General features: G+C 52.0%; 22 protein-coding genes. 9 read left to right on the top strand and 13 right to left on the bottom strand.

Annotation, left to right across the window (positions count from 1 at the left end; translation table 11 throughout):
• Positions 1–222 precede the first annotated feature (222 nt).
• Positions 223–306, top strand: coding sequence for a putative holin-like toxin (locus MKX64_RS24315; protein ID WP_369680154.1), 84 nt, complete (start codon positions 223–225; stop codon positions 304–306).
• Positions 307–503: 197 nt separating this feature from the next.
• On the opposite strand, the gene MKX64_RS16330 is transcribed toward MKX64_RS24315, so the two are convergent.
• Positions 504–1,364: a DUF421 domain-containing protein gene (locus MKX64_RS16330; RefSeq protein ID WP_095398917.1), complete on the bottom strand. Its 861-nt coding sequence runs from the start codon at positions 1,362–1,364 to the stop codon at positions 504–506.
• A 159-nt stretch (positions 1,365–1,523) separates the two neighbouring features.
• Here MKX64_RS16330 and MKX64_RS16325 point away from each other — a divergent pair, with 159 nt between their 5' ends.
• The 3 genes from MKX64_RS16325 (at position 1,524) to MKX64_RS16315 (ending at position 3,642) form a co-directional block, all read left to right on the top strand.
• A complete protein-coding gene (locus MKX64_RS16325; protein WP_095398918.1) occupies positions 1,524–1,730 on the top strand; it encodes a DUF1657 domain-containing protein in 207 nt (68 codons plus the stop codon).
• Positions 1,731–1,902: 172 nt separating this feature from the next.
• A complete protein-coding gene (locus MKX64_RS16320; RefSeq protein ID WP_095266389.1) occupies positions 1,903–2,865 on the top strand; it encodes a sugar kinase in 963 nt (320 codons plus the stop codon).
• 90 nt (positions 2,866–2,955) lie between these two features.
• On the top strand, positions 2,956–3,642 hold the full coding sequence (locus MKX64_RS16315) for a bifunctional 2-keto-4-hydroxyglutarate aldolase/2-keto-3-deoxy-6-phosphogluconate aldolase (RefSeq protein WP_095266388.1): 687 nt from the start codon (positions 2,956–2,958) through the stop codon (positions 3,640–3,642).
• A gap of 53 nt (positions 3,643–3,695) precedes the next feature.
• Here the strand turns inward: MKX64_RS16315 and MKX64_RS16310 are convergent, their stop codons facing one another.
• Entirely contained in the window at positions 3,696–4,295 is a 600-nt protein-coding gene (locus tag MKX64_RS16310; protein ID WP_095266387.1) for a YitT family protein, read from the bottom strand.
• A gap of 83 nt (positions 4,296–4,378) precedes the next feature.
• Positions 4,379–5,233 carry an MBL fold metallo-hydrolase gene (locus tag MKX64_RS16305; protein ID WP_341036643.1) on the bottom strand — a complete coding sequence of 285 codons (855 nt, stop codon included), beginning with the start codon at positions 5,231–5,233 and terminating at the stop codon, positions 4,379–4,381.
• Positions 5,234–5,504: 271 nt separating this feature from the next.
• Here MKX64_RS16305 and MKX64_RS16300 point away from each other — a divergent pair, with 271 nt between their 5' ends.
• On the top strand, positions 5,505–6,422 hold the full coding sequence (locus MKX64_RS16300) for a J domain-containing protein (RefSeq protein ID WP_095398920.1): 918 nt from the start codon (positions 5,505–5,507) through the stop codon (positions 6,420–6,422).
• Between the two features lie 97 nt (positions 6,423–6,519).
• On the top strand, positions 6,520–7,377 hold the full coding sequence (locus tag MKX64_RS16295; protein WP_341036641.1) for a DegV family protein: 858 nt from the start codon (positions 6,520–6,522) through the stop codon (positions 7,375–7,377).
• A gap of 100 nt (positions 7,378–7,477) precedes the next feature.
• Here MKX64_RS16295 and MKX64_RS16290 read toward each other — a convergent pair whose 3' ends face one another.
• Positions 7,478–7,834: a DUF2512 family protein gene (locus MKX64_RS16290; protein WP_095266383.1), complete on the bottom strand. Its 357-nt coding sequence runs from the start codon at positions 7,832–7,834 to the stop codon at positions 7,478–7,480.
• Positions 7,835–8,072: 238 nt separating this feature from the next.
• Between MKX64_RS16290 and MKX64_RS16285 the strand changes: the two genes are divergently transcribed.
• On the top strand, positions 8,073–8,582 hold the full coding sequence (locus tag MKX64_RS16285) for a hypothetical protein (RefSeq protein WP_341036639.1): 510 nt from the start codon (positions 8,073–8,075) through the stop codon (positions 8,580–8,582).
• Between the two features lie 156 nt (positions 8,583–8,738).
• On the opposite strand, the gene glpX is transcribed toward MKX64_RS16285, so the two are convergent.
• From glpX to MKX64_RS16255, 6 genes are all read right to left on the bottom strand, one after another.
• Positions 8,739–9,731, bottom strand: a complete 993-nt coding sequence (gene glpX / locus MKX64_RS16280) for a class II fructose-bisphosphatase (protein WP_341036636.1) — start codon at positions 9,729–9,731, stop codon at positions 8,739–8,741.
• Positions 9,732–9,753: 22 nt separating this feature from the next.
• Complete coding sequence (locus MKX64_RS16275) at positions 9,754–10,566, bottom strand: pyruvate, water dikinase regulatory protein (protein WP_095266380.1); 813 nt, start codon at positions 10,564–10,566, stop codon at positions 9,754–9,756.
• Between the two features lie 13 nt (positions 10,567–10,579).
• Positions 10,580–11,200, bottom strand: coding sequence for a helix-turn-helix transcriptional regulator (locus MKX64_RS16270; protein ID WP_176475614.1), 621 nt, complete (start codon positions 11,198–11,200; stop codon positions 10,580–10,582).
• 338 nt (positions 11,201–11,538) lie between these two features.
• Complete coding sequence (locus MKX64_RS16265) at positions 11,539–11,712, bottom strand: GapA-binding peptide SR1P (protein WP_095266378.1); 174 nt, start codon at positions 11,710–11,712, stop codon at positions 11,539–11,541.
• Positions 11,713–11,908: 196 nt separating this feature from the next.
• The gene (locus tag MKX64_RS16260) at positions 11,909–12,427 is read right to left on the bottom strand and encodes a hypothetical protein (RefSeq protein WP_095266377.1); all 519 of its coding nucleotides are present in this window, start codon (positions 12,425–12,427) and stop codon (positions 11,909–11,911) included.
• Positions 12,428–12,612: 185 nt separating this feature from the next.
• Positions 12,613–14,409, bottom strand: coding sequence for a S9 family peptidase (locus tag MKX64_RS16255; protein WP_341036631.1), 1,797 nt, complete (start codon positions 14,407–14,409; stop codon positions 12,613–12,615).
• A gap of 243 nt (positions 14,410–14,652) precedes the next feature.
• Between MKX64_RS16255 and MKX64_RS16250 the strand changes: the two genes are divergently transcribed.
• On the top strand, positions 14,653–16,041 hold the full coding sequence (locus MKX64_RS16250; protein WP_095266375.1) for a SpoVR family protein: 1,389 nt from the start codon (positions 14,653–14,655) through the stop codon (positions 16,039–16,041).
• 148 nt (positions 16,042–16,189) lie between these two features.
• Here MKX64_RS16250 and MKX64_RS16245 read toward each other — a convergent pair whose 3' ends face one another.
• The 3 genes from MKX64_RS16245 to MKX64_RS16235 form a co-directional block, all read right to left on the bottom strand.
• Positions 16,190–17,272 carry a globin-coupled sensor protein gene (locus tag MKX64_RS16245; RefSeq protein WP_095266374.1) on the bottom strand — a complete coding sequence of 361 codons (1,083 nt, stop codon included), beginning with the start codon at positions 17,270–17,272 and terminating at the stop codon, positions 16,190–16,192.
• A 276-nt stretch (positions 17,273–17,548) separates the two neighbouring features.
• Positions 17,549–18,394 carry a rhamnulose-1-phosphate aldolase gene (gene rhaD / locus MKX64_RS16240; RefSeq protein WP_095266373.1) on the bottom strand — a complete coding sequence of 282 codons (846 nt, stop codon included), beginning with the start codon at positions 18,392–18,394 and terminating at the stop codon, positions 17,549–17,551.
• A 358-nt stretch (positions 18,395–18,752) separates the two neighbouring features.
• Entirely contained in the window at positions 18,753–20,648 is a 1,896-nt protein-coding gene (locus MKX64_RS16235; protein WP_095266372.1) for a PrkA family serine protein kinase, read from the bottom strand.
• Between the two features lie 260 nt (positions 20,649–20,908).
• On the opposite strand from MKX64_RS16235, the gene MKX64_RS16230 reads away from it, so the two are divergent.
• A complete protein-coding gene (locus MKX64_RS16230; protein ID WP_095266371.1) occupies positions 20,909–21,775 on the top strand; it encodes a DUF2161 family putative PD-(D/E)XK-type phosphodiesterase in 867 nt (288 codons plus the stop codon).
• Positions 21,776–21,849: the final 74 nt, after the last annotated feature.

Here is a 21,849-nt window from a genome sequence, read left to right as displayed (position 1 = left end):
CCCCTGGAAGAATCCACGCTCTACGCGATAAAGATCGAAAAAAAACGCCAAGTTGGACGGGTTAAATTGCTCTCCTCCGGGACATCCACAACTTGGCATGCACAATTATGAATTCTTTCGATAACGCTTTCTGAAAATCAGTTCTTTTATTGTAAGTAATTGGCATATCATATACTACAGTAGACCAGCAGCTAAAGGGTGGCAGAATAGGAGGTGAAGAGAATGGCTGTGAATGAAGCCTTAACCTTAATGATTTCGTTCGCCACTCTGGTCGTGTCCATTCTTGCTTTCCATAATAAGAAATAGATCCATCCCGCTAAAGAAGAATCTATTTCTTACGTCTGGCAGGAGCAAGCGGCAATTAACCGCCCTTTTACTAGCGGCGTCTGCTGTCCCAGGAGTCGGCCGACACCCGGCTCCTAAGCAATCCCCGGTTTGCTCCCTTGGTTGATACACAAAAATATCCTATTCCACGCAAAATCAAATTATTACTTGGGAATTTGTCAGTTATGCAAAAGCGGCTTCACCTTTTTAATGATATCCATCAGCTGCTCGGCACTGTTCTCATACATCGTTTTGGCATCTTCATTCGTCGTACTGAGGCTGAACAATTCAAGATCCGCCTGGCTCTTCTTGAGATTGGCGAATAACAGCTGCCGTTCATGGAACTGCGGCGTCTGAAGCATATCATCATACAGATCCACCGTTAATTCACCATAAGTGTCCACCTGTGCCAGAAATACATCCTCGATCTTCGCCTGGTGCTTGGCCAGCTGATCGCGAAGCCAGCCTTCCGTATAGCCCATCATTCGCAGCGGTTCTGTCATCACCCTTCCGTCCATGACCACAATCTCAGACGGCTTCTCGGGGCCAACCTGAATGCCCATATGCTTTGGGGTGAGCGACTGGTTCTCCCGCTTCAGCAGAACGTTAATCTCCCCGCTTCCTTCCATTAGCGCAAACTCGACATCAGCGAGCTTAAATATATTTTTCTTCCGAAGCTCCTCCATTAATTCGTCTGCTGACAAACGCTCTTTTCGCATATTGTCTTCCAGCACCTTGCCATCCTTGATGAGGACGGTAGATTTGAAGCCGATAAAATCTCTCGCCTTCTTGCTCTTGATTTGCGCGTATTCTGTCAGCAGCGTGATGCCGCCCCATACCCCCAGCGCAATCAGGCCCAAATACCAGTTCGATTGCACATCCAGCGACACGTAGGCAGTCAGGTTCCCCATCGTAATCCCGGTCAAGTATTCGAATAAAGATAACTGGGAAACCTGCCGCTTGCCCAGCAGTTTCGTCAGCAGAAAAAGCGCGATGGCTGCTACCAGCGTTCTTGCCGAGACTTCAAGCCATACAGGCATGAGTCCAACCTCCCATCTTTGAACGATCGACAGAGCAATATCTGTATAATTGTATCTGAAACCGGCCGCACCCAGGGTGGAAAAATCCGCATGATCGTTTATGCATGGATCCCACCGAAATGTATCACATTATGAAGCAGGAAAGGAGTTGAACGAGAGATGACGGTGGCTTCAGATGTCAAAACCTGCCTCGCCTCTTTAAAGAGTGCCCAGGCAAGCCTTGAACAATTCGCCTTGTCCACACAAGACCAAAATGCCAAAAATGTCTTCACACAAGCGGCATCGCAAACCCAGCAGATTGTGGATCAACTTACGCAGCGAGTACAGCAGCTGGAGCAGGAAGAGCCGCAATACAAGGGCTTCTAGCGCAACGCATTGAAGCAGTGATTACGACTTGCCAACGATACAACAAGGCGCTATCCCCATCCCCCTGCTCCGCTTAGCAGGGGGTTTTCAGGTGTGCAACATTTGATATTGAGTTCTCCTTCTGCGCAAGGTAAAGTGTTACATAACGGAATTGAATAAGGGGGTAGAACTTATGGCATTAGGCAATCGCAAGTTCGATGTGATTACATTCGGGGAGTCGATGGGGTTATTCTATCCGGAAGGCGCCCGGGGGATCGGACAAGGCGGCAGCATGGCCCAATCGTTTGGCGGTGCTGAGAGCAACCTCGCCATTGGCCTGGCCAGACTGGGCTGTAGTTCCGGGTGGTTCGGTCAGCTCGGACAGGACCCGATCGGAACCGGCATATTAAAGACGCTTCGCGGCGAAGGCGTTGACGTCACTGCGGCCAAACAGACGGACAAGGCGCCGACAGGATTGATGCTCCGGCAGACCGTCCGCGGACAATCCTCCGTCTATTATTATCGGGCCGGATCTGCTGCCAGCGTGATGACGCCAGACGACATTGATCCTGAATACATAGGGCAAGCCCGCATTGTGCATTTCACCGGCATTACGGCCGCGCTCAGCAGCAGCTGTCTGGAGACCATTCGCCACGTCATTGCCGTCTGCAAGGAGCGAGGGGTCAAGCTAAGCTTCGATCCGAACCTGCGGCTTAAGCTGTGGAGCATCGAGCAGGCTCGACCGGTATTGCTGGAGCTCGCCCAGTCCTGCGACTACTTCCTGCCCGGATACGATGAATGCAAGCTGCTGTTTGAAACCGAGGATGAGCGCGAGATCATTCGCCGGCTGCGAGAATTCCCAGCGATGACCGTGATCAAGAGCATCGGGGACCGCAATGTACTTCTCAATGGAAGCGATACCATTTCCCTTCCGTTTGAAAAGGTCGAGCATGTGGTAGATACCGTAGGAGCAGGTGACGGATTCTGTGCCGGCTTCCTGGCCGGCATCGCCAAGGGCTGGTCGCCGGAAGAAGCCTTGTCGCTTGGTGGCTTGACCGGATCGATGGTGATTCAGGCGATGGGCGACTGGGAGGCGCTTCCGACCTGGGATGAAGTGGAGCAGCGGCGCGGTCTTACAGCCCATATCGAGCGCTAAGCCCCGTGATTTCCTTGATGATCGCTTGCAGGCTAACTGCAGTCGCGTCTTGACCTTATTATGACAAACCGATTAAAGGAGCATGAATCTATGAAAAAGCTAAGACTGATCCAACAGATCCAAGATGCCGGCGTTGTTGCCGTCTTGAGAGGAGATTCCCCGGAGGAAGTTATCCGTATGGCAGAGAAAGCAATCGAAGGCGGTATTAAAGTGATCGAAGTGACAATGACCGTTCCTTTTGCCAACGAAGCGATTACCGCACTTGCCAAGAAGTACACCTCCAGCGATCCTGAAGCGGACAATTACGCCATCATCGGGGCGGGCACCGTGCTGGATTCGGAGACAGCCAGAATTACAATTCTGGCCGGTGCAGAATTCGTGGTCTCCCCCGGGTTCGACCGTGACACCATTATGCTCTGCAACAGATATCGCGTTCCGGTTATGCCAGGCGCGGTAACCGTTCATGATATCGTCGCTTCCCTGGAGCTCGGGGTGGACGTCGTGAAGCTGTTTCCTGGCAACCTCTATTCCCCATCTGTCATTCCGTCGCTGAAGGGACCTCTGCCGCAGGCGAATATTATGCCAACCGGCGGAGTCAATCTGGATAATCTCCATGAATGGATTCAGGCAGGCGCCTTCGCGGTCGGCATCGGGTCCGATCTGACCAAGGATGCGCTCAAGACCGGAAACTATGATCTGATTGCAGACAAGGCGGATGCGTATATGAAAGCTTTCGACAAAGCTACAGCTTTCAAGAAGGCCAAGGCCCGCGGCTGACCCCTTGAAATGAAATAACCGTGCACTTCCCGGACTTGCAGCGGAAGGCACGGTTATTTATGATGCCATGAAGTTCTGTTTAACGTAATTAGCCCCGTAGCTATTCCTCCGGCAATTATGGTGCAGAGTGAATAGGCAAACGTGCTGCCTGACAGCAGCACTCCCCCGATCCCGATAATGACCAGATCCATCAGCAGAATAATGACGCCGACATTAAGCCGGACATAGCGGGAGAGAAAATGCGCCAGCAGGTCGGTCCCCCCGGTGCTTGCATTATTCCTCAACATAATTCCAAGGCCTGTCCCGATCAACGACCCGCCGAGCAGCGCGCTTGGAAATGCGCCCGGGGCAAACAGATCTAGGAAGTCTGCTCGGAAAGAAGAGAGAAGATCAATAACAAACGAGGATATCAGCATGCCTGACAGACTGTTATAGAAGATTTCGCGGTTCAGAATCCAGGCTGCCGCGAACATCGGAATACTGCACAGAATAATGACAAACCCGATATGAAGACCCAGCACATAATTGGCAATCAAGGCGATCCCGATCACCCCGCCGTCCAGCACTTTATGCGGGACAAGGAAAAAATCGGTGCCCATTGCAATCAGAAAGCTTCCGAGGACAATAATGACATGCTTTCGAAATGACAGCATTTCCCACATCTCCATTTTTCAGGCATGTCTAATCATATGCTTGTCATTTCAAAAACATTTCTCGACGAGGGGCAGCTCTTCATTTAATCCTTCACATAGATCATCCGTTCGGTTCGGGCCATAACCTTTGTTTTCAGGTACGGATCATACTCATAGCAATAATCTATGAAATATCCCGGCCGTTCCCCGTTCCACGCAAACACATCGTAATGGAGCGGAATCGTAAGATCAAATTTGGCCGCGGAGGCTAATTTCACCGCTTCACGAAAATCCATATTGCCCACGATGCCGTCCTGTCTGCGGAAAGCATCGCCGCCGTTGATCGGAACCATCCCGATATCAATCGGCTGCTCCTGCAGACGCTCCAAGAGCCCGGGATATACAACGGTGTCGCCAGCATGGTAGATCATCACCCCATTCATATCGATCATGTAACCGACATAACGATGCCCGTGCTCCGTCTCCTCCAGCTCCTCATGGGCGGCCGGAATCGGCTTGAGGCGAAAGCCGTCGTATTCCTTCCAGCGGTCGCATTCCGCGGCATAGAGACGGTCTTCCGCCACTCCCGCTTCGCGCATGGCGGCATGACAGCATCCCGGGGCCACAAAGATCGTGCAGGGATTCTGTTTCGCTATCACGGAAATCGTGGTCAGATCCATATGATCGTCATGTTCATGCGTAATCAGAACCGCGTCGGCATTTCCGACATCGGACGGGGACAGCGGAGCAGGATAAACACGCTGTATCCCGGCTTTCTGCTCAAGTTCATCCGACAGGTACGGGTCAACATAGATGATCCGGTCTCCCCCCTTGATAACGACGCTCTCCTGTCCGAGAAACCAGACGGCTGCCGTATCCTGCGGCGTTCTCGTCCGGTTCATTTCCTCAATCAGCATCTTCGGGGTTCTTGCGGCTTGGGCATGAGCCTGGTCCGTCATAAGCCTTTCATCTCCTTTCAATTATCGAACCTAAGCGGATTTTGGATATGAACCTAGGTTACGCTTATGCATTACATTTCGGTGCCTTCTTGTTCATATACTACTGTAACCGATTTCTTTACTTGCTTGAAGCAGATTTATACCGATCCGTTTCATTTCTCCGGGTTATTTGCATTTCTAGTCAAAAAGTCATGAATCCGTTTGTATCCGGTAGTCCCTTCACTATATACTGTTACTAGGAAACTCTCACAGTACAGAAGAGGTGACTCGCATGGATTCAATGAAAGAAGCCTACGAACGATTGAATTTACCGGAAAATGCGTCCCGTGAGGAGCTTGAGGAACGCTATACACTGCTGATGAAGCAGTTTCGTTCGGAACAGCGCCGCAATCCGGACAACGCCGAAGAGATCGAAGCCCGCTTCTCCGAAATTACAAAAGCGTACAAATTCATCCTGGAGGAAGAGCGCAGACGATCAGTAGAGGAAATGGCCCGGCAGCGTTATGCCAAATTCAAGGGCTTTGCCGGAACGGCCGAGAAGATTGATCATTTCCTTCGTTATTACAGATTTCACCTTCTTGGTGCAATCGCTGTCATTGGAATTCTCGTGTATGCTATCATCAGCTTTATCAATCATCAGGAAGAGAAACAGCGGCTGGCCAGCCTGCCTCCGGTCGATTTGTCCGTCATGTTCCTCGGGACTTACATGCTCGGGGATGCCGGCACGGATTACACACCGGTTGAGGAAGCCATACTGGACCAGTTCCCGGAATGGCAGCGGGTCGAAGTGACGGTGACCTATGTGCCTCCGCTTGACTCTAGCAATCCGCAGGACGCCGCCATGCTGCAAAAAGCGCTGCTTATGCTGTCCACCGAACGGCCGGATATGTATATCATGGACGAGAACGCCTTCAATTGGGTCGGACATCAAGGCATGCTGCAGAACCTGGAGCCTCTCCTCCAAGGCGAACTTAAAGATTTGACGGCATCCGAGCAGATGCTCTCCGCTCCTATAGAAGAGGGCGGGCCGGAAGTGCCCGTACTGATCGATCTGATGAGCAGTCAGCTTGAAGAGCAGCTGCCGCTGCTTCGAAATGAATATTATGCAGGCATCAGCCAAGGTGCGGAGCGCATTGAGCAGTCGGTAACCTTTATCAAGCGTTATCTCGAGAATCCGAAACAGCCGTGATCGCGGCGCTGCTCCCTGAAGGGATGTTTCAATCATTCCTTTTTCACACCAAACAAGTTATTCTATTAGTTAAGTAACCTAGTAAAGGGAGATGTTCATGTCTGGAAAAATAAAAATCTTTGCCGACAGCACCTGTGACCTTCCTTCTTCCTGGATTAAGGAATATAATATCGGAATTGTCCCTTTGTATGTCGTTTTTGGCGATGAATCGCTGCGGGATGGCGTCGACATCACGCCGGAGCAGCTATACGCCCGCGTGGATCAGGAAGGCAAACTGCCGAAGACAGCAGCTCCTTCCCCGTCCGACTTTATTTCTGCTTTCACACCTTTTATTGAACAGGGAGATGACATTCTGTTCATCGGCATATCCACCGAGCTGTCCTCCACATGCCAGAACGCACTGATTGCGGCCTCGGAGCTGCCGGAAGGAAGAGTGACCGTATTCGACTCCCGCAACCTGTCATGCGGCATCGGCCTGCTTGTTATGAAAGCGGTGCGGGCAGCCGAGAACGGAGCTGCCATGCCGGAGATTATAGAGCTGCTCTCCAAGACCGTCGGCGAGGTCGACTGTGAATTTGTCATTGACACACTCGAATATCTATATAAGGGCGGACGCTGCTCGGGCATGCAAAATATCATCGGCAGCCTGCTCAAAATCAGGCCTGTCATCAAGGTCATTGACGGCAGCATGACCCCGGCTTACAAGGTTCGCGGCAAAAAGGAAAAGGCGCTGGAGCAAATGCTCAGCAACGCCCTCAGCCAGATCGATCAGATGGATAAAGATCTTATCATTGTTGTTCATACGATGGCTGAAGAGGAAGCCCTCTTCCTTCAGAAGGAGCTGCAAGCGAAGACCGGTGCCCGCGAAGTTCAAATCTCGACCGCCGGCTGCGTCATTTGCAGTCACTGCGGGCCACAAACCGTCGGCATCATGTATACGAAGAAGACCGCCTGAACCGCAATTTCATATCATAGTTCATGAAACAAGACAGTGTTGCTCCCTTAATACAAGGGAGCTGCAGCTGTCTTTTTTTCAAGCACGATTCAGTATGAGTTTAGAAGCGAATTTTGCGCGCTCCGCTAAAATAGCCCGTCCGGTACAACATGGTGTGGAAAATAAATTCGAACACACCGAGTACAGCCACGATCAGAATGAGCTCCATAATGCTGATCTCCCAGCCTGATGTGCGTGAAATGCCCCATAACAGCATAAACGCCAGAAAAGCATCCGCTGCCGTGGCCGCCGCATTATTCGTTCTGGGCAAAATAATTAAATCTCCAAGCAAAAATGCAATTATCGTCAGTGCCAGAGCCGTTGTTGCCGCACCGATAAACGATGCCCCCCCCAGCAGCATTAACAAACCTGCAACGATGACACCATTTCCGATGACCTTCACCATGAACATTCTCATGCCATTCACCATCCTCATCAGAGTTATTGGCTATCTGTGACAATATTAAACGGGTTGTCCCTTGATTAAACCTTCCTTATGAATTAGATTGAGCAGCGGATGCCCAATCTATACGTCACTGGACTTTGGTCTAGGTGTACACTTCCCCCGGGACGGAAGACAAATACGAAACCGCATGATATGGTTGTTCTAGCCAACGCCATTCGGCGAATCTTTATAAGAAAGGAGGTCAAGTTGCATGAAGAAACAAACACTCGGGGCGGGACTGCTGATTGTGCTCGGAGTTTTTCTGTTAATGAACCAGGGAAGCTCTATTGAAGCGGGGAACATCTTCTCGAACTTCTGGGCCGCTATTTTTATCATTCCGCTCGGCGTCCTGTTCCATTGGATGTATTTCTCGCTCACAGGGGCTAAAGGTGTCGGTCTTCTCATTCCAGGCGGAGTCCTGCTGACGGTAGGCATTATCTGTCAGATTGCTACCTTGTTTGACAGCTGGGATATCATGTGGCCGGGGTTCATTCTGGCTCCTGCAGTGGGGCTGTTTGAGTTTTACTGGTTTGGGCCGCGCAACAAGTTTCTGCTGATTCCGATTAATATTTTGACCGTGCTGTCCCTGTTGTTCTTTGTTGTGTTCTCGATCGGTCCTATGCTTACATACGTCTCTGCTGTACAACCTTTTATCGCAATTGTGCTGCTTCTTGCCGGAGTATGGATGATGCTCGGCGCCAAAAAGCGCCAGGAGCCTTAATTGACATGACCTTGATAACAGCTGCAAAAGGAGCTATCGCGCATGGGACAACATCTCGCCCATCATGGCAATAGCTCCTGTTGTTGTACAGTGCCATCCTGCTGATCCTTCCTGCTCCTTCGCACCCGGTTGTGATGCCCCTTCAGGCCCGGGACCTTATAAGGAAGAGACGGCTTGTGTGCGGACCTCGGCCACGGGGTCCGCATGCCGGAATCGATGATGGACACTGCGAAGATAACGAACCGTTCGCGTCCCCGAGTACATCATGACCGAATGCGTTTCCGCCCGTTGTCCCGTCAAGTATTTGACCCCGCGCAGAAACTCGCCTGAGGTGACTCCCGTGGCGACAAACATGACACCCTCGGAGCCGACCATATCCTCCAGTTGCAGCAGCTGCTCAGGATGTTCCAGTCCCATCCTCGTGCAGCGCTCATAGTCCTCCGCCGTCTCCGGAATAAGCCTCCCCTGAATTTCGCCGCCAAGGCATTTCAGTGCGGCGGCTGCAAGCACCCCTTCCGGAGCACCGCCTGAACCGACATACAGATCAACTCCGCTATCCAGGCAAGTCTCGATCGCGCCCATGACATCGCCATGGGTCAGAAGTTTGATTCGCACCCCGGCATTTCGGAGCGCCTTGATCATGTCCTCGTGCCTTTTCCGATCGAGGATCGATACCGTCATTTCGGACAGCGGTCTGCCCAGAATCGCCGATGCCTTCCGCAGCGTCAGCTCAATTGGATCATCCAGGCTCAGCTTGCCTGCCAGCTCGGGGCCAGCTGCAAGCTTGTGCATATAAATGTCCGGGGCATGCAGCAGCTGGCCTCTTGGTGCAGCGGCGATGACGGACAGCGCATTGTTGAGACCATTCGCTACGGTCTCGGTTCCCTCCAGCGGATCTACGGCCACATCCATCTGCGGCCCTTGGCCATTGCCGACTCGTTCACCGATGTAGAGCATTGGGGCCTCATCCATCTCACCTTCGCCAATCACGACGACCCCATCCATCGCTACCGAATCAAACTGCTCCCGCATCCCGGTAGTGGCAGCCTCATCTGCACTGTTCTTGTCTCCTCTGCCTGACCACAATGCCGACCTCAGTGCTGCTTCCTCCGTTACCCTTACCAGTTCAAGCGCCAGTTGGCTCTCCATCGCCGCTCTCCTCCTCTAATCCTTATCTATGATGAATCAAATTCATAATTAGTCCAGCAGACTCTTCAATCGCTTTATCTGTCACATCGATGACCGGACACCCAAGATCGTTATACAGCAGCTTCGCATAGTCCAGCTCCTCTTGGATTCGCTCCAGCGTTGCATACTGCACCTGATGCGGGAGCCCCATCACCTTCAGCCGCTCGCTGCGAATTTTGAGCAGATGCTCGGCATCCATCGTCAGACCGATAATGATGCCCTGCTTCACCTCCTGCAGCTGCGATGGCAGCGCCATCTCGGGCACAACCGGGTAATTGACCGTCTTGTAGCCTTTATGTGCAAGAAACATCGACAGCGGTGTCTTCGATATCCGCGATACGCCAAGCAGTATAATATCCGCTTTAAGAATGGCGCTCACATCCTTGCCGTCATCATACTGAACAGCAAACTCCATCGCCTCCACCCGGCGAAAATAACTGTCGTCCAGACGATGAAGAAGGCCGGGCAGCCGCTTGGGATCATCGTTGAACGTATCGGCAAATGCCTGCATCATCGGACCCATAATATCCACTGCACGGATATTGAGCCGAACCGCTTCCTCCCGCATCGCCTCCCGAAGCTCTGGCTGCACCAGCGTATAAGCGACAAAACCGCCACGCCGGGCCACTTCCTCCATCAGTGCGGTCAGTTCCTCCTCGTCCCGCACATTCATATACCGCTTGATTTCCGTATTCGGAAGCTCGAACTGCCGCAGGGTCGCCTGCACGACAGCCTCTGCCGTCTCCCCAATCGAGTCCGAACATATCGCTATAAAATGCGTCGATGACTGATCCATCCCATTCCTCCCACTACTCCTCTGCTACCCTATCGAGCAACATTTTGATGATATTTGTTTTTGTAATTCGCCCAACGACCTTCCAGCTTTCGCCGGGTTGCCCGGAAGCGGAAGGAACGACAACCGGCAGACTGTCGATTTGCTGGGCGATAATTTTTCGAGCAGCATGGAGGACGGTATCCTCGGGCTGCACTGTGGTCACATTGGGACGCCGGGTCATGATCATGCTGACCGGCATCGAGGAGGCCGACGGATTGCCAAGCGTTACCTTGAGCAGGTCCTTTCGTGACACGATTCCGGCCAGATGTCCATCGGCATCCGTGACGATGAGGGTACCCACATTCTCAAGAAACAGCGACACAACCGCTTCATGAATCGTTGTCGTCTCCCGGATGATGACAGGAACACCGTGCACATCCCCTACCTTCATCTCCAGCAGACGAAGCTTCTCCTCCCGGTCGGGTGTCCCCCGTTTCCCTAGAAAATAACCGACCTTGGGCTTGGCATCGATATAATCCAGAATGACCAGCTTGGATAAATCGGTCCTCAGGGTGGCCCGGCTGACATTCAGCATTTCCGCGATTTGGTCTCCGGTGATCGGGGCGTGTTTTTTTACGATATTGACGATATCCAACTGTCTAGGTGTCAGTTCGATAGTGATCCCTCCTGGTAGCCGCAGCTGTTTGCTCTCATTTTGTACACATTATTTTCCTGCTTGCGGATATAATACGTCATATATATTATATATGCAACATATTTTCGCCTGAAAATGGCAATAAAGGGCATCAATCATTTGGGGAGCAGTCATTGATAGAGACTATGGCTAAAATCTGAAACGATGATGACGAATCTAGATGTCCGCTATGTCTGCTGCGTCCGCTGTTAGAACGAACCCGTCATCAAAAAAAGCATGCTCCCAGGTCAAAGACCTGAAAGCATGCTTGATTCGCAGTTATGTGAACGACCGATTGCTTAATCCTCGCGGCGTTTGCCCGTGCATTCTTCATTGCCGCAGTAGCCATACAGAATTTTGACACCGTCGGTTGGCATCGTGTCGATAATATCACTGCAGCCGGTACAAATAATAAGCCCCCAATCCTGTCCAGAACCGTTTTTTGCCGCCTCGGGACTTGTTAACGCTCTCATTTTACTCCTCCTCAAGGTTTTTGTGTCGCAAGAAGCCGTCAAGAAGTGCGCTTAACTTCACCTCCAACTCCGTCAAAGGCTTCTTCCACGCTTTGATCCAACCGGCGCTAAAACCACGCTACATCTGTCTCCTTGCTCTGCTGTCTTATTCCTTATTGTATTGGGGGTTTTCGTCCGTTATGAGTAGCAAGTGATCTTATCGGGGGAAAAGTTGATTCATCATCTCCTGGATTTGATCCGCCAATGCTTGCTCCTCTTCCGCTGTGAGGTCAATCCATTGAATTATCTGCCCGCTTGCTATAAAGTCCTCAATCCTGTCCGGATCATGAACGGGTGAGGTTCGTGTTGCGGTCTGTTGGACCGCTTCGGCTTGCCTCCGGAGCGTATGCTGTGTTCGTTCCAGATAGGTGCCTTCATACCGGCCCTGGAAGTCATAGTGATCCGTCACCGATTGACTTTCAAGCTGACGAAGTGCACCTGCTCGATCTGTCACGGTCTTGGTCGTGCTGCCCATGACAGAATAGCCTACGGTATCATACCTTCCATCGGTGTTTGGGGTATCCGCCAACCTCTCCATAACGACCAGTTCCGTTGTGATGACTTCTTCATGGGGATGCATATGATCCATTGCTGCAAATATCGTTATACAGATCAAAGCGAATAACATCGTAAGTTTTATCACGGTCCCGGGCGAGACCCGATTGCCGGCTTTCACAGCGCCAACTCCTCTATGAGTGATGATAATCATGATTTTTCCATATTTACCACTTATGAATATCATGAGGGCATGAGAGCTGTCAACTCATCCAAGATGTTAATATAGAAAAACCCCCGAGAACAGATCGGCTTCACCTCAAGGGCTGACCGGATCCATTCTACAGGGGTAACATATGCCATCCCTTAATGATTGCGTTTCAAAAATTCAACGATTCGGGCGTAAGCCACCTTCTCGTTCTCCTTCTTCGTGATGCCGTGGCCTTCATCATCGAACACCAAGTACTCGATATCCCGGCCCTGGGCCTGAAGCGCTTCAACAATCTGGTCCGATTCCTCTTTCACTACACGCGGGTCATTCGCGCCTTGAATGATCATCATCGGATTCACCATATGATCCAGATAGGTAATCGGGGAATCCTTGATAAACCGTTCCTTGTCCCGCTCCGGATTCCCAATCCACAGCTCCATCATCGGCTTCCAGTGTTCCGGAACCGAGTTGTAGAAGGTGAACAGATTACTCACCCCGACAATATCGATGGCAGCTCGGAAATATTCCGGATTCCGGCCGGCCAAGAGCAGGGTCATATATCCGCCGTAACTGCCGCCCATCACAAACAGCTTCTCCGGGCTGGAGATGCCTTGCTCGAACAGCCAGTCCATGCCGGCAAGACAGTCCTTGCGCGGACCTTCTCCCCAGTCCTGCTCCACCATTTTGACAAACGAGCTGCCATAGCCCGAGCTGCCGCGGAAGTTCGGACAGAAAATATGATAGCCCTGCGCAATGATGTACTGGAACATGGCACGGAACTGCTTGCGCTCCGCAGCCTGAGGTCCGCCGTGCGGCCAAAACACCGTGTAGCCGTTAGCCGTCTCCGGATTCGGACGGTACAGCAGCGCTTCAATCTCCATCCCGTCAAAGGATGAATAGGTGACCACATCCGGATAAGAAAGGTCTTTCTCCGTCAAGCCGGTCAGCACATTGTGGGTCAGCATCGTCCATGCGCCATCCGCATAGCGATAAATATTGTACGGCTTGACCGCACCGCGGGCGAGCAGGTACAGATTGCCCGACGGGGTCACATTCAATTGTTCGACAATATCCGCGGGTAAGGAAATGGATGTCAGCTCACCATGATCCACCGAGTATGCATACAGCCGGTCCTCCACTCCTTTGTCCGTGACGATATACAGCGTGCGGGAAGCCTTGTGCCAGCGCAGCAGGCTCACGCTCTCGCGCTCGATGTGAACGAGAGGCTTGAAGCTTCGGGTTGCCAGATCGTACTCGGCCACATAGGGGAATTCCGCATCATAGTTGGTGACAAAATAGACTCGCTCATTGTCCGCAAACACAGGATCCCCCGCGATATGCGTCACATTCGGATCAGGCGTCAGACACTGCGGCTCTCCGCCCTCAGGAAGAATATAGCTCACATAGTAGGTATTGGCATATGCTTTTGTATATACCATTGTACGCTCATCCGGGCTTACGGCAGCAAGCTCGGTCGCCGCATCCTGCCCTTCAATCAGCAGCTTGTCCTCCTTCGTAACGAGATTGTACACCCGCGCATTCAGAAAGGACGGATTATCCTTGGAGGTGGAGTAATACAGCCTTTGGCCGTCCTCCGACAAATGAACAAAGTAATGCTTGGTATCCGGGTCCTCCCCCTCAAATAGCGGCAACGGATGACCGCCATTCCAGCGAAGCGCATGGAACTGATAGTTCTCATTGCCGTCACGGTCAAAGGCTGTCAATATATGCCGCCCTTCCGGGTCCAGCTTGATAAAGCTGCTGACCTGGTCATTGTATGTGAGCGGGTAAGGATAGACTGTGGCCTCATTCAAGTCCATGGCCCACAGATTGAATTTGCCGCTGAGCGTACTTGTGAACACAAGCCTGGATTCATCCGCACTGACCCCGAAAGCCCGAATCAAGTAGGTTTGAAAAAATTGCTCCACATCCGGTTTAGGAAACGGAATCATAGAAAACTTCCCCCTGTCTATAAATTGTCCACAGGTCGATTAAAACGGGCACCGATTCAACGGTCATCCCTATGGATTATGTATCATTGTATCAAATTCGGCTCTGGCAATCATCGTCCCACCGTATGTCAGCTTTTGTCGCAGTTATAATTTGTGAGCCTGTGCCAAAGCCCACATATCTCCTCCAACTCGCCATATATATGAGTATGAAACAGCTTTTTATCATGAGAAGGGGGGATTCTCGTGCACCAGGACGAGATAACGGCACTCGAACGCTCGATTGAGGAAATAACCGAGATTGCGGCAGGTTTTGGCCTCGACTTTTATCCGATGCGATATGAAATCTGTCCGGCGGACATCATATACACCTTTGGTGCCTATGGAATGCCCACCCGCTTCAGCCATTGGAGCTTCGGGAAAACCTTTCATAAAATGAAAATGCAGTATGACTTCGGTCTCAGCAAAATATATGAGCTTGTCATTAATTCCAATCCGTGCTACGCCTTTCTGCTCGACGGCAATTCATTGATTCAGAACAAGCTGATTGTTGCCCATGTGCTTGCCCACTGCGACTTTTTCAAAAATAATGCCCGCTTCTCCGCCTCAAACCGCAATATGGTCGAGAGCATGTCTGCCACAGCCGAGCGTGTCTCCCGCTACGAGCTGGAGCATGGCACCGCCGCTGTCGAGCAGTTCATTGATGCCGTGCTCGCGATTCAGGAGCATGTCGACCCTCAAATCATTCGGCCAGGCAATCTGGATAAACAGCGCCATAATCAGCGCCGGGAAATGGAGCGCAAGGAAGAAGCCAGGAAACAGAAGCCCCCTGGACGCTATGATGATCTGTGGGAGCTGGAGCAGAACACGAAGGAAGCATCCGAGGCGCCAGCCTCTCACCGCAAATTCCCGGCAGAGCCCGAGAAGGATCTGATGTGGTTCATCCAGGAGTACTCCCATGAGCTGGAGGACTGGCAGCGTGACATTATGAGCATGCTCCGGGAGGAGATGCTGTACTTCTGGCCGCAGATGGAAACCAAAATTATGAACGAGGGATGGGCCTCCTACTGGCATCAGCGCATTCTCCGGGAGATGGATCTGACAAGCGAGGAGACGGTGGAATTCGCCAAGCTTAACGCTTCGGTCGTGCAGCCTTCCCGCCACAGCCTGAATCCGTATTATCTCGGTCTGAAAATCTTCGAGGATATCGAGCGGCGCTGGGACCGGGATAAAATATTCGAGGTGCGCGAATACGATTCCGATACGTCCTTCCTGCGTAACTATTTGACCCAGGAACTGGTCGAAGACCTCGATCTGTATGTGTTTGAGAAGAAGGGGCCTGAATGGAAAATTACCGATAAAGCATGGGAAAACATACGCGATCAGCTCGTTGTCTCACGTGTGAACGGGGGCTCTCCGTATCTGGTTGTCACCGACGGCGATCATCTCCGCGCCGGAGAGCTGATGATCCAGCATATGTACGAAGGAATTGAGCTTGACCTGAAATATATGGAGCGCACCATTCCTTATGTTTACCGGCTGTGGGGAAAGCCAATCCATCTGCAAACCATCGTCGAAGGCAAGACCATTCTGTTCTCGTACGACGGCAAGAAGCTCCATCGCCGCTTTTTGTAGATGGCCGCGTCCACGGCACCCCCTCGCTAACAAGATCAGCAAGCCGCAGCAAAAAGGCACCCGCCTCGCGATCATTCCTGATCGCAGGGCAGGTGCCATTGCTGTCGGCCCTCCCGTTTTGCATAACGAGGGGAGAGCCTTATTATCATTAAACGCCAACTTCCTCGGCTGCATTCACCACAAGTCTCGGTTCATCTGCAGTTGCTTCCCCAGGCCCGGCTTCATCATATTGATGCTGAAGCGCTTCCAGATCCTCAGCCAGCTTCTCCATCATCTTGACGAAAGCTGCCAGCTCCTGTGAGCTTGCCGCCTGACCGCGGGCGTTGGCCGAAGAAATCTCCGATTTCTCCTCAACCTGCTTCAGCTTGGACGTAATGCTGCTGACCTTGTCCTGAATGTCCTCCATCGCAGAGCGCGAATGGCTGGCCAGCTTGCGCACTTCGCCCGCCACCACTTCGAACCCGCGTCCGAATTCGCCGGCATGCGCCGCCTCTATTGCCGCATTCAATCCGAGCAGATGACTCTGATCGGAAATCTCTTTGATAAGCTCGCCCATCTTCTCGATATGGAGCATCTCCTGACCGAGCTCGATCGTCAGCGAATGCGCCTTGTCCTGGGCCTCTGCCGTCTTCATTGCATTCTCCGCTATCAGCTCCGCGCTTTGATCGAGCTGAACCACCATCGCGGTCAGTTCCTGGACCGCAGCCGTAATCGCTTCCAACATATGCTGCTGCTTGGTTGCCAGCTGTTCGATCTTCTCCTTTTCCTTGACCTGATACGCTTCAAGCACAAGCTGGGAATCCAGATTGAACATCTTGCTTAGCGCATGAATGACCTTCATCCATTCTCCCGGAATGACCTGCTTCAGCACATCCGCAGCGATGTCCAGGTAGACCATATAACTTCCCAGATAGTAGTCCAGACTCAAGCCGATTCGGGAATGAATCTGGCCGACCTTGAGGCGGTTCTCGATGTAAGACTCGTCCACCACGCCATTGACGAGCGACAACCAGTATTGACGCTGCGTCTCCTTGAGCCTCTCCACCGTTGATGTCCGGTTAATAATTTCCATTAATACTGGCTGTGTGCCGATTTGCTCATATAACCGGTCCACCACCTCATCAACCACTTTAACAAACGCCGGCTGATAATCCGCCAAAAGTTTCAGGGTACTTTCGTCCAATCCCATATAGTTCAATTGGCGGCGTCTTTTCTCAGATACATTGATCATTGAAAATCCTCTCCTACGATATGACCTAAATCACAGTACTCCATGTCTTAGGGTCCATTATAGACCAAACAGACCAATCAGTCATAATCCCAAAGTCCCAATTCGATGATAAATATACCTAATTCTTATACAAAAAGACTGCCCTTGGTAACCTCTTCCCCCATTTCAATGTAGATGACGACATACCTTGTTCTTCCTGTACAAAAAAAGCTCCGGAGTCAGCAATCAACTCCGGAGCGTGGCTTCCATCAAAACAGGTTGTGGTGTTATCCCCGTTTATAGGTTTAAAATCCCCGGCCGGGGTGTAACCTGGAAGGCTTCCGCGAGATCCGCCAGCTGCTGATCGGTTATTCGCTGCTGAATGTCCTTCCCCGATACCAGCATGTAGAGCTCTGCGGCTTTCTCCACGGTCTCGATCAGGCCGAAGGCTTCATCGATCGAGCTGCCCGCCGCGAATATGCCGTGATGCGGCCAGATGACCGCACGGTGACCCTTCATCTTCTCAGCCGTGGCCCTGCCGATGGCATTGGAGCCCGGAACCATCCATGGCAGGATGCCAATCCCTTCCGGAAAAACAACGATGCATTCTGAGCACATCGACCATAACGTCTTCGTGAATGCTTTTTCATCCAGTTGATGAATAAAGGTCATCGCGATGGTGTGGGTCGCATGATTATGAATGACGGCCCGGTGGCTCGGATCCGCCTTCAGCCGCTCGATATGGCTAAGAAAGTGGGAGGCCAGCTCGCTTGTCGGAACCGCACCGTGGTTCAGCCCCCATAACAGCTCCAACTGCTCGCCGTCTGCTGATACCCGCAGAACACCAAGATTAGCCCCGGGCTCGGACAGCATGTTCTTGAAATATTTCCCTGAACCCGTAACGATAAAATACTTGCCCCTCAGCTCATGTACCGGAAAAGCAGGCTTGATAATGCGCTGGACGTGATGGATATCGATGTACTCGGCAACTTCATCCTCGGACAGTATATAGCTCACATTGCCGCCATTTCGTTCATCCCATCCATTTCTCCACATATGCTGCGTAATTTCGGCCAATTCTCGAACGAACGGAATTTCAAGCTCTCCAGCATCTCGTGTAACCATCGAAAGCGTTCTGTTCATCAGGGTCCTCTCCTCTTTCCTATCCCATCTTAATCTTACGGCACTTTACGCTGACAAGATGACTTGTAAGCGGGCTGCGTCTCCCTAAACTTGCAAACCTGCGACGGGTACCGTACCGGGGATATCGGCTTCTTCATGAACGATCTTGCTGGAACTACTATATAAAAAATGCGGTTTGGAGTATGTTATGTTTTTCACATTCACAAGGTGTTTATACGCCGCATATCGCAAACATACAAAAAAAAACGACCCTGCGCTAGCTTCCGCGCATGATCGCCCGATCTGTCTATCCCTTCATATCACCCTTGTTATTCTTGTGCCTGACCTTGAATTCTCCGGCAGGCCATTATTGACACTACTACCGGTTCAGCAAGCTGCCCACGTACCGCAGCAGTTCATTGGCACATACCGGGCAATAGCCGTGCTCCTCAATCAGCCGGGAACTAACCTCGTTGATTCTTTTCAACTGCACAGCATCCGGCGTTTTGGTCGAAGTTGTAATTTTGACGATATCCTTCAGATCAGCAAACAGCTTCTTCTCAATCGCTTCCCGCAGACGTTCATGGTTGTGGTATTCAAACTTCTTGCCCTTGCGGGAATAAGCCGAAATGCGGATCATAATTTCCTCGCGGAAAGCCTTCTTCGCATTCTCAGACACCCCGATCTGCTCCTCAATTGAACGCATCAATCTTTCATCCGGATCCATCTCCTCATCGGTCAGCGGATCGCGGATTTTGCTCCAGTTGCAGAAGGCCTCAATATTGTCCAGATAGTTCTCGAACAATGTTTTGGCGGATTCCTCGAAGGAGTATACAAACGCTTTTTGCACCTCTTTTTTGGCCAGCTCATCATATTCCTTCCGGGCCGCAGCAATGAAATTGAGATACCGCTCCCGCTCCTCCTTCGTTATCGAAGGATGCTGATCCAGTCCGTCCTTGATGGCACGCAGTACATCCAGCGCGTTAATGCATTGAAGATCCTGCTTAATCAAAGCGCTGGATATCCGGTTGATGACATAGCGCGGATCCACGCCGGACATGCCTTCCTCCAGATACTCGTTCTGCATTTCCTTGAGGTCGGCTTCCTTGTAGCCTTCCACCTCTTCGCCGTCGTACATCCGCATTTTCTTCACCAGATCCATGCCCTGCTTCTTCGTTTCCTTAAGGCGGGTCAGAATCGAGAATATGGCCGCCGAGCGCAGCGCATGCGGTGCAATATGAATATGCCTCATGTCGCTTTGGCTGATCAGCTTGGCATAGATTTTCTCTTCGTCGCTGACCCTCAGATTGTATGGAATCGGCATGACAATCATCCGCGATTGCAGTGCCTCATTCTTCTTGTTAGCGATAAACGCCTTGTACTCCGACTCGTTCGTGTGAGCGACAATCAGCTCATCCGCGCTTATCAGCGCGAACCTGCCGGCCTTGAAGTTCCCCTCCTGGGTCAAGGACAGCAAATTCCACAGAAACTTCTCGTCACACTTGAGCATCTCCTGGAATTCCATCAGCCCCCGGTTGGCCTTGTTCAGCTCGCCGTCAAACCGGTATGCCCTCGGATCAGACTCGGAGCCATACTCCGTAATGGTCGAGAAGTCGATGCTGCCGGTCAGATCGGCAATATCCTGAGACTTCGGATCAGAGGGACTGAACGTGCCGATGCCGACTCTGCCTTCCTCCGAAATGAGTACCCGCTCAACCTGCACCTTTTCAATATCCCCGCCGTATTCCGTTTTCAGCCGCAGCTGGCAGGCCGGGCACAGATTGCCCTCAATCCGCACGCCCAGCTCCTTCTCCACCTCCGGTCGCAGCTCCAGCGGAATAAGGTGCAGCGGCTCTTCCTGCATCGGGCATCCCGAAATGGCGTAGATCGCGCCGCGATCCGTCCGGGAATGCTTCTCCAGCCCGCGCTTCAGCATCGTAACGAGCGTTGATTTGCCTCCGCTCACCGGCCCCATAAGCAGCAGGATCCGCTTGCGGACATCCAGCCTGCGCGCAGCCGAATGGAAGTATTCCTCCACCAGCTTTTCGATGGCCCGATCCAGCCCGAATATCTCCTGCTCGAAAAACTTATATTTTTTGCGGCCGCCGCTCTCCTCGATACCGTACGATTCAATCATGTCATATACACGAGCATGCGCGGTCATGGCTGGGGAGGGGTCCTTCTTCAACATGTCGATATATTCCCTGAATGTGCCGCTCCACGCCAAACGGTCGCTCTCTGCACGATACGATGCTATGCGTTCGAAAATATCCATACCGCTACCTCCTATGAGTCTGTTTATGGGGATTGGCTTCCATTCCACAGCGCCAGGTTATAACACTCTATTTACAAAAAGGGTATTACATACCTATGCGGCTTGCTCGGAATAGTTGACCTTATTTTCGAAGCATTTTCCCGCTAATTCTCTGGTCAGCACGATCTCGCCTCCTCCCTCTCCCCCTGCGAATGCCGTGACCATGCTATACTGAAATTACATCAATATTACATCTTATAATATGGATAAAGGAGAGTTCCATGGCGATTAAGCACGAAGCCGAGCTGTACGCTCCGTTAAAGGCTTTTTTCGAAACGAACGGTTACATCATTAAAGGAGAGGTCCGCAATTGCGATCTGGTCGGAATGAAGGAAGGGATGAAGGAGCCGTTGATTGTCGAGATGAAGAAGACCTTCAACCTCGCCCTGCTTCTGCAAGGACTGGAGAGGTTAAAGCTGAGCCCGTATGTGTATTTGGCCGTCGAGAAGAGCCGGACGAAAAAAGGCGCTGTCAATCAGCGCTGGTCCGATCTGTGCGATCTGTGCCGGAGACTGGGACTTGGTCTGATGACCGTAACGTTCTACAAAACCAAAGCCCCGTTCGTGGAGGTGCTCTGCGAGCCTGAAGCTGCCGTGCAGACCGGAAGAACATCCCCAAGACGGAGAGAGCGGCTGCTGTATGAGTTTCATGAGCGGAGCGGGGATTATAATACCGGGGGAATTACGCGGGCGAAGCTGGTAACGGCCTACCGGGAAAAAGCGCTCCGCGTCGCCGCCGCGATCACGCAGCTCGCCGGTCCGGATGAAGCTGAGGATGCGGATGCGGAGGCTACGAATGATGCGGCCGGCCCGCGCGCGACTGCCGGAATCTCACCGGCCCAGGTGCGCGATGCCAGCGGCGTCGGCTCGGCCGGTGCAATCCTGCAGCACAACTATTACGGCTGGTTCAGGAGGATCAGCCGGGGGCGGTATGTCCTGACGCCTGCCGGACTGCAGGCGCTGCAGGAATATGCCCCGGTTGTGGACCAATCCCTCGGGCAGCTGCCTTTCGCCGCAAAGGAGGCAGCGCCTTTACCTTCACCGACTCCCCGTAAAAAGAAGAAGCGGCGTGCATCCGGTAAATCATGATCCGGCCCGGGCCGGATCAACAACAAAAAAAGGCTTCCGGTTTCAGGTTCTCCTCATAGACCTGAACCGGCAGC

The sequence above is a fragment of the Paenibacillus sp. FSL M8-0334 genome (assembly GCF_038000405.1).
GTDB lineage: Bacteria > Bacillota > Bacilli > Paenibacillales > Paenibacillaceae > Paenibacillus_AQ > Paenibacillus_AQ campinasensis.
Note: the sequence above shows the minus strand (reverse complement) of the source record. Positions and strands in the feature narration are given on the sequence as shown.

Coding starts and splice junctions, on each gene's coding strand:
- glpX (WP_341036636.1), bottom strand. CDS start 9,731: ATGGAGAGCCAACTGGCGCTTGAACTGGTAAGGGTAACGGAGGAAGCA.
- MKX64_RS16315 (WP_095266388.1), top strand. CDS start 2,956: ATGAAAAAGCTAAGACTGATCCAACAGATCCAAGATGCCGGCGTTGTT.
- MKX64_RS16325 (WP_095398918.1), top strand. CDS start 1,524: ATGACGGTGGCTTCAGATGTCAAAACCTGCCTCGCCTCTTTAAAGAGT.
- MKX64_RS16235 (WP_095266372.1), bottom strand. CDS start 20,648: ATGGATATTTTCGAACGCATAGCATCGTATCGTGCAGAGAGCGACCGT.
- MKX64_RS16330 (WP_095398917.1), bottom strand. CDS start 1,364: ATGCCTGTATGGCTTGAAGTCTCGGCAAGAACGCTGGTAGCAGCCATC.
- rhaD (WP_095266373.1), bottom strand. CDS start 18,394: ATGAACAGAACGCTTTCGATGGTTACACGAGATGCTGGAGAGCTTGAA.
- MKX64_RS16300 (WP_095398920.1), top strand. CDS start 5,505: ATGGATTCAATGAAAGAAGCCTACGAACGATTGAATTTACCGGAAAAT.
- MKX64_RS16230 (WP_095266371.1), top strand. CDS start 20,909: ATGGCGATTAAGCACGAAGCCGAGCTGTACGCTCCGTTAAAGGCTTTT.
- MKX64_RS16290 (WP_095266383.1), bottom strand. CDS start 7,834: ATGAGAATGTTCATGGTGAAGGTCATCGGAAATGGTGTCATCGTTGCA.
- MKX64_RS16285 (WP_341036639.1), top strand. CDS start 8,073: ATGAAGAAACAAACACTCGGGGCGGGACTGCTGATTGTGCTCGGAGTT.
- MKX64_RS16295 (WP_341036641.1), top strand. CDS start 6,520: ATGTCTGGAAAAATAAAAATCTTTGCCGACAGCACCTGTGACCTTCCT.
- MKX64_RS24315 (WP_369680154.1), top strand. CDS start 223: ATGGCTGTGAATGAAGCCTTAACCTTAATGATTTCGTTCGCCACTCTG.
- MKX64_RS16320 (WP_095266389.1), top strand. CDS start 1,903: ATGGCATTAGGCAATCGCAAGTTCGATGTGATTACATTCGGGGAGTCG.
- MKX64_RS16255 (WP_341036631.1), bottom strand. CDS start 14,409: ATGATTCCGTTTCCTAAACCGGATGTGGAGCAATTTTTTCAAACCTAC.
- MKX64_RS16310 (WP_095266387.1), bottom strand. CDS start 4,295: ATGCTGTCATTTCGAAAGCATGTCATTATTGTCCTCGGAAGCTTTCTG.
- MKX64_RS16245 (WP_095266374.1), bottom strand. CDS start 17,272: ATGATCAATGTATCTGAGAAAAGACGCCGCCAATTGAACTATATGGGA.
- MKX64_RS16275 (WP_095266380.1), bottom strand. CDS start 10,566: ATGGATCAGTCATCGACGCATTTTATAGCGATATGTTCGGACTCGATT.
- MKX64_RS16305 (WP_341036643.1), bottom strand. CDS start 5,233: ATGACGGACCAGGCTCATGCCCAAGCCGCAAGAACCCCGAAGATGCTG.
- MKX64_RS16265 (WP_095266378.1), bottom strand. CDS start 11,712: ATGAGAGCGTTAACAAGTCCCGAGGCGGCAAAAAACGGTTCTGGACAG.